At 59.3% G+C, this 16,033-nt stretch carries 10 protein-coding genes; 5 read left to right on the forward strand and 5 right to left on the reverse strand.

Annotated features, from left to right (window positions below; genetic code table 11):
* Positions 1-232: 232 nt before the first annotated feature.
* A complete protein-coding gene (locus CE491_RS08840) occupies positions 233-703 on the reverse strand; it encodes a MaoC family dehydratase (protein WP_110947976.1) in 471 nt (156 codons plus the stop codon).
* Positions 704-759: 56 nt separating this feature from the next.
* Positions 760-1,707, reverse strand: coding sequence for an alpha/beta hydrolase (locus CE491_RS08845; RefSeq protein WP_110947977.1), 948 nt, complete (start codon positions 1,705-1,707; stop codon positions 760-762).
* A gap of 223 nt (positions 1,708-1,930) precedes the next feature.
* Between CE491_RS08845 and fadD2 the strand changes: the two genes are divergently transcribed.
* The 4 genes from fadD2 to CE491_RS08865 all read left to right on the forward strand — a co-directional run bounded on the left by fadD2 (position 1,931) and on the right by CE491_RS08865 (position 11,445).
* The gene (fadD2, locus tag CE491_RS08850; protein ID WP_110947978.1) at positions 1,931-3,619 is read left to right on the forward strand and encodes a long-chain-fatty-acid--CoA ligase FadD2; all 1,689 of its coding nucleotides are present in this window, start codon (positions 1,931-1,933) and stop codon (positions 3,617-3,619) included.
* A gap of 388 nt (positions 3,620-4,007) precedes the next feature.
* Entirely contained in the window at positions 4,008-5,705 is a 1,698-nt protein-coding gene (gene fadD1 / locus CE491_RS08855; RefSeq protein ID WP_110947979.1) for a long-chain-fatty-acid--CoA ligase FadD1, read from the forward strand.
* Positions 5,706-5,992: 287 nt separating this feature from the next.
* Positions 5,993-9,904, forward strand: a complete 3,912-nt coding sequence (hrpA, locus tag CE491_RS08860; protein ID WP_110947980.1) for an ATP-dependent RNA helicase HrpA — start codon at positions 5,993-5,995, stop codon at positions 9,902-9,904.
* Between the two features lie 419 nt (positions 9,905-10,323).
* Complete coding sequence (locus tag CE491_RS08865; RefSeq protein ID WP_110947981.1) at positions 10,324-11,445, forward strand: beta-ketoacyl-ACP synthase III; 1,122 nt, start codon at positions 10,324-10,326, stop codon at positions 11,443-11,445.
* A 176-nt stretch (positions 11,446-11,621) separates the two neighbouring features.
* On the opposite strand, the gene CE491_RS08870 is transcribed toward CE491_RS08865, so the two are convergent.
* From CE491_RS08870 to CE491_RS08880, 3 genes are all read right to left on the reverse strand, one after another.
* Positions 11,622-12,461: an SDR family oxidoreductase gene (locus tag CE491_RS08870; RefSeq protein WP_234407550.1), complete on the reverse strand. Its 840-nt coding sequence runs from the start codon at positions 12,459-12,461 to the stop codon at positions 11,622-11,624.
* A gap of 30 nt (positions 12,462-12,491) precedes the next feature.
* Complete coding sequence (locus CE491_RS08875) at positions 12,492-12,902, reverse strand: GlcG/HbpS family heme-binding protein (protein WP_110947983.1); 411 nt, start codon at positions 12,900-12,902, stop codon at positions 12,492-12,494.
* A gap of 436 nt (positions 12,903-13,338) precedes the next feature.
* The gene (locus tag CE491_RS08880; RefSeq protein WP_110947984.1) at positions 13,339-14,619 is read right to left on the reverse strand and encodes a putative porin; all 1,281 of its coding nucleotides are present in this window, start codon (positions 14,617-14,619) and stop codon (positions 13,339-13,341) included.
* A gap of 274 nt (positions 14,620-14,893) precedes the next feature.
* Between CE491_RS08880 and CE491_RS08885 the strand changes: the two genes are divergently transcribed.
* Positions 14,894-16,021 (forward strand): GNAT family N-acetyltransferase, encoded by a 1,128-nt coding sequence (locus CE491_RS08885; protein WP_110947985.1) that lies wholly within the window; start codon positions 14,894-14,896, stop codon positions 16,019-16,021.
* Positions 16,022-16,033 lie beyond the last annotated feature (12 nt).

Below are 16,033 nucleotides of genomic sequence, written 5' to 3' on the forward strand. Positions count from 1 at the left end.
GTAACGCAGGTTTCTTTTTGGTTGGCATACATGCACCTCTTGCTCATGTTATGCCCGAACACAAAATTTCTGACACCCTCGTCGTAACCGCCGACGTCTCCTGCAGCGATTGCATTAACCTTCAAATCGCTTGCCGTTAACAATTCGGACGTTAGGACGAACCATAGCCCGCGTCACCCGAAATAACGGATATACCCACACAGCCCCGCGTCAATACCAAAACACAATGGCATCAACCAACAGTGATAGGCGGCAATTCCGTCAGACTCACCGTCTGCTCCTTACGCGGCGCAAGAATCTCTGCCTCACCATCAACCACCAACTCATCGTTCTGATTGAACACCCGCGTCGCAATCCTCACCCGAAACTTCGGCAGTTTTTCGAGAATCTCCAAACGCACCGTCAAGGTGTCGCCAATCTTCACTGGCTTCTGAAAACTCATCTGCTGACCCAGATAAATCGTCCCCGGCCCAGGCAACTCGCAGGCCACTGCCGCACTGATCAACGCACCGCTGAACATCCCGTGGGCGATACGATCCTTGAACATGCTTTTGGCGGCGAACTCCGCATCCAGATGCACCGGATTACGATCGCCCGACATCTCGGCGAACAGCTGGATATGCCGTTCTTCCACGGTCTTGCTGTAGCTGGCGGTCTGGCCGACTTCTAGGGCTTCGTAAGGCGTATTGGTAACTTGAGTCATGCTGCGGTCCTGTGACATGAAAATGAAAAGTGAATAAAGAAGTGAATCCTGATTGATTAATCGCTGCGCCGACGACTTGGCTCGGCAAGCGCTTCTTTGAGCCAGGCGAGTAGATCACGGGTGACCTCCTCGCGGTTGGTCTCGTTGAGAATTTCATGCCGCGCCTGCGGATAAATCTTCAGTGTGACGAGCGGATGATCCGTGCCCGTCAGCGCGTCAGCAAGATCCTTGAGACGCTTGCCCTCGCTCACCGGATCACATTCGCCGCCAATGATCAGCAGCGGCAGGTTTTTATCGATCTGCGAAAGGTTGGACGTTTTGCTGATTTGCTGCAGGCCGCCGAGCATGTCCAGCCAGAACTGATTGGTGCAGCGAAAGCCGCACAGCGGGTCTTGCACGTACTTGTCGACTTCCTGCGGATCACGGCTCAACCAGTCAAAAGGCGTACGCACCGGCTTGAATTTATTGTTGAAAGAGCCGAACGACAGGAACTCGATCACCGCGCTGCGCCCGGTCGGCCCTTGACGCCAACGCTCCATGCGCGCCACGACGGCGGCGGTGCGATAGAGCGAAACCGGCTGGAAATTCGAGCCACTGAGCACGGCGCCCTGCAGGTTGGCGCTGTGGTGCAGCAGATACGCTTGGGCGATGTAACTGCCCATGCTGTGGCCCAACAGAAACAACGGCGCGCCAGGATGACGTTGCGCAATCGACGCGCTGAGGCTGGCTAGATCACCCACTACCTTGCTCCAGCCTTGCTGATCGGCGTAATGGCCGAGCACGCCGTGGGTGGCGGTCTGGCCGTGACCGCGCTGGTCATGAGCGTACAGGGCAAAACCCGCCTCAGTCAGCGCCGCGCCAAGACGCTCATAGCGGCCGCTGTGCTCAGCCATGCCATGAGACACCATCACCACAGCCTTCACTGGTTCGGCATCGGGCAACCAGGCGTTGACGAACAGGCGAACGTGATCGGCGGTGTCCAGCCAATAAGCATTTTGTTTCATGGCATTTCCCTGGCCTTGTAAGAAATTGTCGTGAAAAGCGCTGTGGCGAGTGCTTTTCAGCAGTGTATAGCCGCTGCGGGATGACGGGCTGATCACCCGCGAGATTCACGTCATTGATGACGCCCGGCGGCCTATTTGCCTTCTCCGGGTTAGCTGCTAACGTCCGGCAATCACCCGTGCAAGACCGCGGGGCAGCACTCTCAGGTAAGAGGATAAAAACAACATGCGACCTGAATTCTGGAATGACAAGCGCCCGGCGGGCGTTCTCTCTGAGGTGGATCTGCACGCGTACGAATCAGTGATCGAGGTGTTCGAGCGCAGCTGCAAGAAGTACGCGGATCGCCCAGCCTACAGCAACATGGGCGTGACGCTGACCTATGCCGAGCTTGAGCGGCACTCGGCGGCCTTTGCCGGTTATCTGCAGCAGCAGACCGAACTCAAACCCGGCGACCGCATCGCCGTGCAGATGCCCAACCTGATCCAGTACCCCATCGCTGTCTTCGGCGCGATGCGCGCCGGGCTGATCGTGGTCAACACCAACCCCCTCTATACCGCTCGCGAAATGCGTCACCAGTTCAAGGACTCCGGCGCCCGCGCGCTGGTGTACCTGAACGTCTTCGGCAAGAACGTCGAGCAAGTGCTGCCGGACACCGAGATCCAGTACCTGATCGAAGTGAAGATGGGCGACTTGCAGTCTCCGGCCAAGGGGTGGGTGATCAACACCGTGGTCGACAAGCTCAAGAAGATGGTCCCCGAGTACCATCTGCCCCAGGCCGTCTCGTTCAAGAGCGTGCTTAAGCTGGGGCGGGGCGATCACCTGCGGCGGGTGCAGTTGGATCTGGACGACATCGCCGTCCTGCAATACACCGGTGGCACCACTGGCTCGCCCAAGGGCGCGATGCTCACCCATGGCAATCTGGTGGCGAACATGCAGCAGGTCTACGCCTGCATGTTGCAGCACGGCCCGGACGGGTTGCCGATCTTCAGGCAGGGCAGCGAGATCATGGTTGCGCCGTTGCCGATGTATCACATTTACGCGTTTACCTGTAACTGCATGTGCATGATGGTCAGCGGTAACCACAACGTGCTGATCACCAACCCGCGGGACATCGGCGGCTTCATCAAGGAACTGAAGAAGTGGAAGTTCTCGGCGATGCTTGGCCTCAACACGCTGTTCGTCGCGCTGATGGATCACCCGGATTTCAAGCGTCTGGATTTCTCCAGCCTGCGCCTCACCAATTCGGGCGGCACGGCATTGGTGAAAGCCACCGCCGAGCGCTGGCTGCAACTGACCGGCTGCCCGATCGTCGAGGGTTACGGCCTGACCGAAACCTCACCCGTGGCCACCGCAAACCCCTACGGTGACAAGTCGAAACCGGGCACCGTCGGCATGCCAGTGCCGGGCACCACGGCCAAGGTGATCAGCGACGACGGCGCCGAATTGCCGGTCGGCGAGCGTGGCGAACTGTGTCTCAAGGGGCCGCAGATCATGCTCGGCTACTGGCACAAGCCCGACGCCACCGCTGAAGTGCTGGACAGCGAAGGCTGGCTGAAGACCGGCGATATCGCGGTGATCGACCCGGACGGTTTTATCCGCATCGTTGATCGCAAGAAGGATCTGATCATCGTCTCGGGTTTCAACGTCTACCCCAACGAGATCGAAGACGTAGTGTCGCGTCATCCCAAAGTCGCCAACTGCGCGGTCATCGGTGTGCCGGACGAACGCTCCGGGGAGGCGGTGAAGCTGTTCGTGGTGCCGCGTGATTCGGGGCTGACGACTGAGGAATTGAAGGCTTACTGCAAAGAGAACTTCACCGGCTACAAGCTCCCCAAATACATCGTGCTGCGTGAGTCGCTGCCCATGACGCCTGTAGGCAAGATTCTCCGGCGAGCGCTTCGCGATACCGCCTGAGGCGGCTGCTATATATAGAAACGGCGTGTCAGGCACGCCGTTTTTTTTGGAAGTACGTATGCTTGTAGGAACGCGCCCGGCGATGCGTCAGTTTAGCCACTCCGTCGTGAGCGAACCTCTGCTTCACGGGCAAGCGCGCATGTGAAATGAAGCTGTGATTTCGACATTTAGGTTTATTGCTCTAAATGTGACTGTAGATAATTCAAGAGTCACGTTCATGACTGTAGAGGCCGCTTTTGCCTCTGGTCGGCCTCTGGCAAAGCTGCTACGCTCGGCCCGCTTTTTGTTCTGTCGATAAGCAAAAAGCTGTGGCTACAAACATTCCAAACACAAGAAATCATCGCATCGAGCGGTGTGTAGAAACGCTGTCGCTGAGGAGTCGGCTTCCATGATCGAAAACTTCTGGAAGGATAAATATCCGTCTGGTATCGCTGCCGATATCGATCCGGACGAGTATCCAAACGTTCAGGCGGTATTGAAACAGTCCTGCGAGCGTTTCGCCAACAAACCTGCATTCAGCAACCTGGGCAAGACACTCACTTATGGTGAGATGTACGCGTTGTCCGGGGCGTTCGCTGCGTATCTGCAGCAGCACACCGACCTGCAGCCGGGCGATCGCATCGCCGTGCAACTGCCCAACGTGCTGCAGTACCCGGTCGCGGTATTCGGCGCCATCCGCGCCGGGCTGATCGTGGTCAATACCAACCCGCTGTACACCGCGCGGGAAATGGAACACCAATTCAACGACTCCGGTGCCAAGGCACTGGTGTGCCTGGCGAACATGGCGCACCTGGCCGAGAAGGTCGTGCCCAAGACAGGCGTCAAGCATGTCATCGTCACTGAAGTCGCCGACCTGTTGCCGCCACTCAAGCGCCTGCTGGTCAACAGCGTCATCAAGTACGTGAAGAAAATGGTCCCGCCGTTCCATCTGCCCAAGGCCATCAAGTTCAATGACGTGCTGGCCAAGGGGCACGGTCTGCCGGTCAACGATGCAGCACCCAACGGTGAAGACGTGGCGGTCCTGCAGTACACCGGCGGCACCACAGGCGTGGCCAAGGGCGCGATGCTGACCCACCGCAACCTGATCGCCAACATGCTGCAGTGCAAGGCGCTGATGGGCTCCAACCTCAATGAAGGCTGTGAGATCCTGATCACGCCGCTGCCGCTGTACCACATCTATGCGTTCACCTTTCATTGCATGTCGATGATGCTGATCGGCAACCACAACATCCTGATCAGCAACCCGCGCGACCTGTCGGCGATGGTCAAGGAACTGTCGAAGTGGAAGTTCAGCGGTTTCGTCGGGCTGAACACGCTATTCGTGGCGCTGTGCAATAACGCCGACTTCCGCAACCTGGATTTCTCCTCGCTCAAAGTGACTCTCTCAGGCGGCATGGCCCTGCAACAGGCCGCCGCCGAGCGATGGAAGGAAGTGACCGGCTGTTCGATCTGCGAAGGCTACGGCATGACCGAAACCAGCCCAGTGGCGACCGTCAACCCGATCCAGAAGATTCAGATGGGCACCATCGGCATTCCGGTGCCATCGACCCTGTGCAAGACCATCAACGATGCCGGCGAAGAACTACCGTTCGGCGAGGTGGGCGAGCTGTGCGTCAAGGGTCCGCAGGTGATGAAGGGTTACTGGCAGCGTCAGGAAGCCACCGATGAAATGCTCGACGCCGAAGGCTGGCTGAAGACCGGCGACATCGCGGTGATCCAGCCCGATGGCTACATGCGCATTGTCGATCGCAAGAAGGACATGATTCTGGTGTCCGGCTTCAACGTCTATCCCAATGAGCTGGAAGATGTGCTGGCGACCCTGCCGGGCGTGCTGCAATGCGCGGCCATCGGGGTGCCGGACGAGAAGTCGGGTGAGGCGATCAAGCTTTTCGTGGTGGTCAAACCGGGCGTGACCCTGACCAAGGATCAGGTCATGGAGCACATGCGCGCCAACGTGACCGCCTACAAAGTGCCGCGCAGTGTAGAGTTCCGCGACGCCCTGCCGACCACCAACGTTGGCAAGATCCTGCGTCGCGAATTGCGTGATGAAGAGTTGAAAAAGCTGGCGCTGAAAAAGCCGGCCTGACCGTTCAGCCCGGACAAATCCCGCCATAGTGCGGGGTTTGTTGTTTTTCACGTCCGGCGCCCCCCTGTGGGAGCGCGCTTGCCGCGATCACGATATGGCTGTACCACAAATGTTGGATTTGCCGACGCCATCGCGGGCAATCGCACTCCTACAGCGGACATGAAGCCTACTCGGGATTCGCGAGCCGGCTCCTGCAGGTTTCACATATATCCGCAGATATGCATGACCCCCGCCAAATCTGCGACAATCCGCGCCCTGCATTCAGATAGAAAAGACTTCGCGCCCTGATGACCGACGAATCGCCCTCCATCGACCAACTGTTCAAGAACCTCGACCACGCGATGATCAGTGATCGTCATCGCCTGCGTCGCCAGTTGCACGAACTGCGCAAGAAGCCCGACGAGGCGAAGCTGACGCAGTGGGTCGAGCGTGTTCAGGCCTCGTGCGCGCTGGTCACAGGTCGCAAACAAAGCATGCCGACCATTCGCTACGACGAAAACTTGCCGATCGCCGCCAAGCGCGATGAGATCAAGGACGCACTGCTCAAGCATCAGGTGCTGATCATCGCGGGCGAAACCGGCTCGGGCAAGACCACGCAGCTGCCGAAGATCTGCCTGGAAATCGGCCGCGGCCAGCACGGTCTGATCGGCCACACCCAACCGCGGCGGATTGCTGCGCGCAGTGTCGCCAGCCGCGTCGCCGAAGAAATCGGCACGCCGCTCGGCGCGCTGGTCGGCTACCAGGTGCGTTTCGAAGATCAGAGCGACCAGAACACGCTGATCAAGCTGATGACCGACGGTATCCTGCTGGCCGAAACCCAGCACGACCGCTTCCTGGAGCGCTATGACACGATCATCGTCGACGAAGCCCACGAGCGTAGCCTGAACATCGACTTCCTGCTCGGCTACCTGAAAACCCTATTGCCGCGCCGTCCGGATCTTAAAGTCATCATCACGTCGGCAACCATCGACCTGGAGCGCTTCTCCGAGCATTTCGACAAGGCGCCGATCATCGAAGTTTCGGGACGCACTTTCCCGGTCGACACCTGGTATCGCCCGCTGACCTCCGAGCAGGACGAGGAGGGCAACAGCGTTGAGGACGACCTGACCGTCGATCAGGCGATCCTCGCCACCCTCGATGAACTCGCCGATCTGGAGCGCCGCGAACGCAAATCCCCCGGTGACGTGCTGGTGTTCCTGCCCGGCGAGCGCGAGATTCGCGACGCGGCGGAAATGCTGCGCAAGGCTCAACTCAGGCACACGGAGATCCTGCCGCTGTACGCGCGCCTGTCGCCTGCCGAACAACAACGGATTTTCCAGTCCCACCCAGGGCGTCGCGTGGTACTGGCGACTAACGTTGCCGAAACCTCGCTGACCGTTCCGGGCATTCGTTACGTGATCGACACCGGTACCGCGCGGATCAGCCGTTACAGCTACCGCGCCAAGGTTCAGCGCCTGCCCATCGAAGCGATTTCCCAGGCCAGCGCCAACCAGCGCAAGGGCCGTTGCGGTCGGGTCGAGCCGGGGCTGTGCGTGCGTCTGTACAGCGAGGAGGATTTCCTTTCCCGCCCTGAATTCACCGATCCGGAAATCCTGCGTACCAACCTGGCAGCGGTCATCCTGCAGATGCTGCACTTGCGCCTGGGCGAGATCACCGATTTCCCGTTCATCGAGCCGCCGGATGGCAAGGCGATCAGCGACGGTTTCAACCTGCTGCAGGAGCTGTCGGCGGTCAACCGCGAAAACCAGTTGACCCCGCTGGGTCGCCAACTGGCGCGCTTGCCGGTGGACCCGCGCATGGGTCGTATGCTGCTGGAGGCCGCGAAACAGGGCAGCCTGCAGGAAGTGCTGATCGTCGCCAGCGCCATGTCGATTCAAGACCCGCGCGAGCGTCCGCCGGAGCGTCAGCAGGCCGCCGATCAGGCGCATGCCCAATGGAAGGACCAGGATTCGGATTTCGCCGGGCTGGTCAATCTGTGGCGCGGTTTCGAGGAGCAACGCCAGGCGCTGACCGCCAGCCCGCTGCGCAACTGGTGTCGGCGCAATTTCCTCAATTACCTGCGTCTGCGCGAGTGGCGCGATTCCCATCGGCAGCTGAGCCTGATCTGCCGTGACTTGCAACTGACGGTCAACAAGGATCCTGCCGATTACCCGAAATTCCACAAAGCAGTGCTCTCGGGTTTGTTGAGCCAAATCGGGCAGAAGACCGAAGAAGGCGATTACCTTGGCGCGCGTCAACGACGTTTCTGGGTGCACCCATCTTCGGGGCTGGGCAGAAAACGTCCGCAGTGGATCATGGCCGCCGAACTGGTGGAAACCACCAAGCTTTACGCGCGCATGGTCGCCAAGATCGAGCCGGACTGGATCGAGCCGCTGGCGGGGCATCTGGTCAAGAAAAACCACTTCGAACCCCACTGGGAGAAGAAGCGCGGTCAGGTCGTTGCGTTCGAGCAGATCACCTTGTTCGGCCTGATCGTGGTCGGGCGCCGTCCGGTGCATTTCGGGCCGATTGATCCGGTGGTCTCCCGTGAGTTCTTCATTCGGGAAGCTCTGGTGCGTGGCGAGATTCAGTCCCGCGCCAAATGCCTGAGTGCCAACACCAGGCTGCTGGAACAGCTCGACGAACTGGAAGCCAAGGCCCGTCGCCGCGATATTCTGGCGGACGAAGAAACCCTGTTCCGCTTCTACGACGAACGCCTGCCCGCCGAGATCCACCAGACCGCGACGTTCGACGCCTGGTATCGGATGGAAAGCCAGAAAAATCCGCAGCTGCTGATCATGCGCGAAGAAGATGTGCTCGCCCGTGAAGCCAGCGAGGTGACGGCCAATCAGTACCCGGACACCCTGCGTCTGGGCGAACTGACCCTGCCGCTGACCTATCACTTCGAGCCTAACCATCCTCGCGATGGCGTTACCCTGCGTGTGCCGGCGCCTTTGCTGCCGTCGCTGCCTGCCGAGCGTCTGGAATGGCTGGTGCCGGGCCTGCTGGAGACCAAGTGCATAGCGCTGGTTCGCAACCTGCCCAAAGCCCTGCGCAAGAACTTCGTGCCAGTGCCGGATTTCGTCAAGGCCGCCTTGCAGCGCATGGTGTTTGCCGAGGGTTCGCTGCCTCAGGCATTAGGCCGTGAGCTGCTGCGCATGACCGGCGCCCGAGTCACCGACGAGGCCTGGGCCGAGGCTGCGCAGCAGCTGGAAAGCCATCTGAAGATGAATCTCGAAGTGGTCGACGCCAATGGCAAATTCCTCGGTGAAGGCCGCGATCTGGATGAGCTGACCGCACGTTTCGCTGAAGCCGGACAGGCTGCGTTGGCAGTGCCGCAATCGTCGAAAGGTCAGCCTCCGGTGGAGGCCAAAGGTTTCTCCAGGGTTGCAGAAAAGACTCAGCAGAAGATCGCCGGGCTGTCGATGACGGTGTATCCGGCGCTGGTGGAAGAGGGCGGAACCGTCAAGGAAGGCCGTTTCTCGACCCAGACCGAGGCCGAGTATCAGCATCGCCGCGCCTTGCAGCGCCTGCTGCTGCAGCAACTGGCCGAACCTGCGAAGTTCCTGCGCAGCAAACTGCCAGGCCAGACCGAGCTGGCATTGCTGTACCGCGACATGGGCCGGGTCGATGGGCTGATCGAAGACATTCTGCTGGCGAGCCTGGATGCGTGCATTCTGGACGGCGAAGCCACGTTGCCACGCGATGGCGCCGGGCTGATGTCGTTGGCCGAACGCAAACGTGGCGCGCTGACCGAACAGGCGGAACGGCTGGCGAAGCTGACGCTGGAAATCCTCAAGCTCTGGCACGGCCTGCAAAAGCGCTTCAAGGGCAAGATCGACCTGGCCCAGGCCGTGGCGCTCAATGACATCAAGGCGCAGCTGGGCAAGCTTGTCTATCCAGGCTTCGTCCGCGAAACCCCGGCTGTGTGGCTCAAGGAGCTGCCGCGTTATCTGAAGGCCATCGAAATGCGTCTTGAGAAGCTGGGCAGTCAGGTGCAGAAAGATCGCGTCTGGAGCATCGAGCTCGGCAATCTTTGGGCGCAATACCAGACCCGCGCTGACAAACATGCTCAGGAAGGCAAGCGTGACCCGGAACTGGTGGTGTATCGCTGGTGGCTGGAGGAATACCGCGTGTCGCTGTTCGGCCAACAGTTGGGGACCAAGGTGCCGATTTCCGATAAGCGTTTGAGTAAGCAGTGGAGTCAGGTGGAGGGGTAACCCCATCACGCGCGGGGAGGAGCCGGCTTACTGGCGAATGCGTCGGTCCACTCAGTGAGGTAACACTTGATTCAACATTGGACCAACTGTGGGAGTGAGCTTGCTTACGAAGGCTGACTTTTCAGATGCTGAAGATGTATTACTCCCGCCGCCGCGTCGTGAGCAAGCCCACTCCACAGGGGGTTGTGTGCTCGGCGAGAGCGAAGTACGGCCACTCAGTCCATTGATAGCGCCAAATTCCGGCCGTTATGGCAAACTTCGCGGCTAAAACGCTCGAAGCGTCACAAATACCCTCTCCCGAATATGGGGGACTTTATCGTTGCATTGGTACTGTCGTTCCAGAAACAGCCAGCACCATGCTTGAGCAGGCGTTTTGTCTGCCGCCATCAACAAGCTGCCTTTAGAAGAGAGGAACGACCGTGTACGACGTCGTCATCAGTGGCACAGGGCTCTACACCCCGCCCAACAGCATTTCAAACGATGAACTGGTGCATTCTTTCAACACCTACGTCGCGCAATTCAACGCTGAAAATGCTGCTGCCATCGAGGCTGGCCAGATTCAGGCGTTGACCGAGTCCAATGCAGCCTTCATCGAGAAAGCGAGCGGCATCAAAAGTCGCTTCGTCATGGACAAGGACGGCATTCTCGATCCCCGGCGCATGAAGCCTCGCCTGCCTGAGCGCTCCAACGACGAATGGTCGATCCTCTGCCAAATGGGCGTCGCCGCAGCTGAACAAGCCCTGCAGCGCGCGGGCAAGAGCGCTGCCGACATCGATGGCGTCATCGTCGCATGCTCCAACCTGCAACGTGCGTATCCTGCAATTTCCATCGAAATCCAGTCGGCGCTAGGAGTACAGGGTTTCGGTTTCGACATGAACGTCGCCTGCTCGTCGGCCACCTTCGGCATCCAGACCGCTTGCAACAGCGTCAAGCTCGGCCAGGCCCGCGCGCTTCTGGTGATCAGCCCGGAAATCTGCACCGCGCACCTCAACTTCCGTGACCGCGACAGCCACTTCATCTTCGGCGATGCGGCGACCGCGGTGGTGGTTGAGCGTGCCGATCTGGCGACGTCCGAACATCAATTCGAGATCGTCAGCACCAAGTTGCTGACCACTTTCTCCAACAACATCCGCAACAACTTCGGCTTCCTCAATCGCACCGCCGACGAAGGCGAGGGCAAGGCGGACAAGCTGTTCGTTCAGGAAGGCCGCAAGGTATTCCGCGATGTCTGCCCCATGGTCGCCGAGTTGGTCGCGGCGCATCTGGACGAGAGCAGCCTGAACGTCAGGGATGTGCGACGTTTCTGGCTGCATCAGGCCAACCTGAGCATGAACCACTTGATCGTGAAGAAACTCCTGGGCCGAGACGCCTCCGTCGAGGAAGCCCCTGTGATTCTCGACAGCTATGCCAACACAAGCTCCGCAGGCTCGGTGATCGCTTTGCACAAGTATCAGGATGACCTGCCAAAAGGCGCACTGGGGGTACTCAGCTCGTTCGGGGCGGGGTATTCGATCGGTAGCGTAATTTTGCGCAAGAAGTGATCTGACGCCAGCGCCAGCGCCAGCGGTGCTTGGCGCACAACGCAAACCAAATGGCCAGCCTCACAAAGGAGGCCGGCCATTATATAAATCCGTCGGGCGTATCTCCGTCCGGGCGGGTCGATCGCTACGTCAGCTTCGTTCATCCCAGTGTCGCAGCGACGGGCCTGAGCTGTAGATCAGACAGGCGTGCCCGGCTCGATATCGTACGCCTTCTGCACCAGCTCCGTACGTTTTCCAAGACCCTCATTGCTTTTACGCGTCCAGGCAGAGTCCATCTGCTGACGTTGTTGGGCAATGATTTCCTTGGGTTCGACATTTCGGTAGCTGTCAATTTCGCCGGTGATCACACCGATGGTGGTTTCGAAAACCGGCTCCGGATCGTATTGCTCATGGGGAAAAGCGAGTTTGCTGTAATCGAACAGACGCCGGGAAGGATCGTCCTGCCAGGTTTTCCATGTCTCGAACATTCGATCATTGAAGCCTGTGAGGAAAGGACCCGGGTTGACCGTGGCGACGTCAACACCGAACTCTTTGAGTTCCTGATTCATCGCTTCGGCGATGGCTTCAATTGCATGCTTGGATGAAGCATAGGCGCCAGCGAACGGGTCTGTCGTCAGACCTGCCACCGAAGACATGAAAACAATCTTGCCTTTTTTCTTCAGCACCATCTTCTTGGCGATCAACTGAGTCAGCATCAAGGGGCCGACAACATTGACTTCATACTGGCGGCGAAGGTTTTCCGCAGGAATATCAACCGTCGCACCGCCTTCTGAGATGCCGGCGTTGTTCAGCAGCACATCCACATCCCACTCGGCAGCCTTGCGACGGTCGCCCTCATGGGTAACGTCCAGCTTTTCGATGCGAAGCTGGACACCACGACGCTTGGCTTCCTGTTCCAGTGAATGCACCTGTGCCACGATTTCCACGCCGGCGATGACATCCAGTCCTTTCGCCGCCAGCCTGAGGGCTACTTCGTAGCCGAATCCTGTGCCTGCGCCTGTTACGAGAATAGTCATGATCATTTCCTGTATAGGTAGTGAGAGGGGTTAAAGCGCTGCGACCGCTGCTTCGGCCACCGCTTGATCCTGGTCCGCCGTCCCGCCGCTGACGCCCACGGCGCCGACGAACGATTCGCCGCTTTTGAGGGGAATGCCGCCGGCGAAAGTGATGATCCGGCCGTCCACCGAGTTGGCTATGCCATAAAGCGGCGCGCCTGGTTGCGCATCTGCGGCCAGGTCCTTGGTCGCTGTCTTGCAGGCAAGGCTGGTGAACGCCTTATTGATCGAATGGGAAATACTTGCCAGTTGGGCGCCGTCCATGCGCACATGGGCCACCAGGTTGCCGCCAGCGTCGACGACTGCCACGTTGCTGGGCGAGCCTATCTGCGTTGCTTTGGCCTCGGCTGCATTGATGATGCGCTTGGCATCGGAAAGTGAGATTGAGGCGATAGTCAGCATTCAGGTTCTCCTCTGTAGCGCGGTTCTGATTCAGCTGAATCAATGTCTGCCTATTAGGTGACCCTGGAAAAGCGCACGTGTTCTGTTTTTTCTTACCGCGCGACCTTTTACCGCAGCCCGGCTGCCGAGCCCTGGCGCTACATCTTTCGGTGAGGCTGCGCGTGAATCCGCTCGGTGAACCCTGGTATGGAGCGCTCATGGCGGCTCAAGTGAGCAGTTCGATCAGACCGCCATGCGTGAGGTAGTGCGATGGCGACAGTGACGCGCAAGGACCCAAGCCGAGAGACCAGCCTGCTGGAGACCTGTAGGAGTGGATGAGGGGGTAAGACAGGGCGTCGCTGGGGTGGGGGAAGTCACTTCAAATCCCGAGGGAGGACTCAGGATTCGAAGCTTTCAACTTGAAGCTCGCTGCATCACACTCGCAGCTTCGCCTCCCTTAGAACTTGGCCAGCACGTCCAGCTGCAGCGTGTTGGCATCCGCATCACGCTGAGAGGCCACGGCAAAGTCGGCCTTGGTCCGGAAGTAGGTGGCGCCGATCGAGAAGTTCTTGTCGATGTCGTAAGAAACGCCCAGCTTGTGGCCACGCGAACCGGTGGTGCCGTTGGCGAAGTCGGAGTCGGTGAACGCCCCAACCACTGCATTACGTCGCACGTCGCGGTAGTTGTAGTCCAGACCGAAGCCGAACACCTTGGTTTTCACACCGGCCAGCCAGCCTGTGTCTTCGTCGCTGTCAGTGGCGTTGTTGGTTACGTACTGACCGTACACGGCCAGCGGCAAGGCCAGGCCGTTGAAGTCCACCTGGCCGAAGCCTTCGAGCAGGCGGAAGCGGTTGGTGTCGTTGCCGTTGACCGCCAGCGCTGCCGAATCCTTGTCGTTCTGGTACTGGTAGATGCTGCCGCCAGCGGTGATCTTGAGCGCGTCGATCGGCGTGAACCTGGCGCCCAACTGAGCCGCGTTCAGACGCAGGTCGTTCTTGAACTGCGTACCGTCGCCGTCGATGTTGTCCTTGAGGGTGTAGTTACCCGCGCTACCAAACAGCTCGAAACCTTTGCTGATCGGCAGGCTGTAGGTGGCTGCCAGACCTTCCGGGTTGATGTCGCTGTCCCAGATGATGTCACCCATGCTCACCCAGGGCTGAGCCATCTTGCCACCGATGATGTGCAGGTTAGGCAGGGCAGTGGGGTGGTAATCGATATAACCCATGTCCAGCCACAGGTCTTTCTTGACGAAATAGCCGTCCAGGTCCTGGTTGGTCGAGCGGGCATCGTTGCTGCCACCGGTGGCGATACGGATACCGGTGCTGACTTGCGGGTTGATCTCGGTGTAGGCGCCCAGGCGCGCACGAATGCGTTGACGGTCCTTGTCCTGGCTGTTGTTCTGACCATCGATCTTGATGGTTTCCTGACGAACGCGAACGTCGCCCTTGAATTGGGTCTTGGCGGCCCATGCCACTTTTTGTTCGAATGCCGACAGGTCCGCCGACTTGGTTTGAGCAGCCGCGATCTGATCGGCTGTCGCTTTTTGGGCCTGTTGCTGAACCTGCTGATCTTTGGCCAGCTCGGTTTGCAGTTCGGCGTACTGGGCGGGCGAAATCGAGCCGTTGGCCTTGAGCATGTCGAGCAGTTTCGCGTCGACTGCGGCGCTGGCCGGAACGCTCATGGCCAGCAACAGACCGCCACACAGGGCTGCCGCAGTTTTGGTGGAAGCAAGACGCATATCAATCTCCATAGATGAGAAGGGATGACGAAGCCATCCAGGGACGACGGTGAGTGGACGGAAAAGAAATCGGCGTTTTGAGAACCGAGGGCTCCAAAACAGGCGCAAGTATTACGGCCGTTTATGACGAAATGGTGGCTAAGTGATGGCATCTGCATGACGGTTTGTGTCAGTGAAAGTCGCGAGCTAGAGCGTTTGCTGCACACAGGCCATGTGAAGTTGCTGTGAATGGGCGATACTCGCCACGCTTGCGAGCCTGGAAGTGGGGGTAGTGATGTCGTTACATCGTTTGGATAACCTGTCGGAGCTGGCACCCGCAGAGTGGGACGCGCTGATACCCGGCGACTCGCCTTTTCTGCGCCATGCCTTTCTCAGTTCGCTGGAAGACAGTGGCAGTCTGGGGCCGCGCTCCGGCTGGCGTGCCGAGCATCTGTTGCACTATGGGAACGACAAACTCATCGCCGCGCTGCCGAGCTATCGCAAATGGCATTCCTACGGCGAGTACGTGTTCGACCACGGCTGGGCCGATGCCTGTCGACGTGCCGGTATTGCCTACTACCCCAAGCTGCTGGTGGCAGTGCCCTTCAGTCCGGTGAGCGGGCCGCGATTGCTGGCGAAAACGCCTGAAGATGGCCGAGCGCTGATTGCCTGCCTGCCGGGTTATGCCGAAGCCGAGGAGCTGTCCAGCGTTCACGTTAACTTCACCGATGCTGCCACTGACGCGTTGCTCGCCGAGCAGGCGGGCTGGCTACAGCGCATTGGCTGTCAGTACCACTGGCAGAATCGCGGTTATCGCGACTTTCAGGATTTCCTCGACGCCCTGAGTTCACGCAAGCGCAAGCAGATGCGCAAGGAGCGCGAGCAGGTCGCGGCGCAGGGGTTCGAATTCGAGTGGCTGGAAGGTCATGAGTTAAGTCAGGCGCACTGGGATTTTGTCTACGCCTGTTATTCCAATACCTATGAAATACGTGGTCAGGCGCCGTACCTGACACGGGAATTTTTCAGCCTGTTGGCCGAGCGCATGCCCGAGGCGATTCGCGTGGTGTTGGCCAGGCAGGGGGCCCGGCCTGTGGCGATGGCGTTCAGTCTGATCGGTGGCGACAGTTTTTATGGTCGGTACTGGGGATGCCTGGCCGAGTTCGACCGACTGCATTTTGAGACGTGTTTCTATCAGGGCATGGACTACGCGATTGCGCGGGGCTTCAAGCGATTCGATGCCGGCGCCCAGGGTGAGCACAAGCTGATTCGGGGCTTCGAACCGGTGATCACCCATTCCTGGCATTACCTGACCCACCCCGGATTACGTGAGGCCGTGGCGGGGTTTCTGGAGCAGGAGAGGGTAGGGATTCTGGCCTACGCCGAGGAAGCGCGGGGGGCGTTACCGTACCGGCAGGTCGGATAACGCCCATCCAGT

Source organism: Pseudomonas bohemica (assembly GCF_002934685.1).
GTDB classification, from domain to species: Bacteria; Pseudomonadota; Gammaproteobacteria; order Pseudomonadales; family Pseudomonadaceae; genus Aquipseudomonas; species Aquipseudomonas bohemica.

What these genes read in the sequence shown, in the direction of transcription:
- CE491_RS08870 (WP_234407550.1), bottom strand. Translation starts at nt 12,461, where the DNA reads ATGACTATTCTCGTAACAGGCGCAGGCACAGGATTCGGCTACGAAGTA.
- fadD2 (WP_110947978.1), top strand. Translation starts at nt 1,931, where the DNA reads ATGCGACCTGAATTCTGGAATGACAAGCGCCCGGCGGGCGTTCTCTCT.
- CE491_RS08880 (WP_110947984.1), bottom strand. Translation starts at nt 14,619, where the DNA reads ATGCGTCTTGCTTCCACCAAAACTGCGGCAGCCCTGTGTGGCGGTCTG.
- CE491_RS08840 (WP_110947976.1), bottom strand. Translation starts at nt 703, where the DNA reads ATGACTCAAGTTACCAATACGCCTTACGAAGCCCTAGAAGTCGGCCAG.
- CE491_RS08885 (WP_110947985.1), top strand. Translation starts at nt 14,894, where the DNA reads ATGTCGTTACATCGTTTGGATAACCTGTCGGAGCTGGCACCCGCAGAG.
- hrpA (WP_110947980.1), top strand. Translation starts at nt 5,993, where the DNA reads ATGACCGACGAATCGCCCTCCATCGACCAACTGTTCAAGAACCTCGAC.
- fadD1 (WP_110947979.1), top strand. Translation starts at nt 4,008, where the DNA reads ATGATCGAAAACTTCTGGAAGGATAAATATCCGTCTGGTATCGCTGCC.
- CE491_RS08875 (WP_110947983.1), bottom strand. Translation starts at nt 12,902, where the DNA reads ATGCTGACTATCGCCTCAATCTCACTTTCCGATGCCAAGCGCATCATC.
- CE491_RS08845 (WP_110947977.1), bottom strand. Translation starts at nt 1,707, where the DNA reads ATGAAACAAAATGCTTATTGGCTGGACACCGCCGATCACGTTCGCCTG.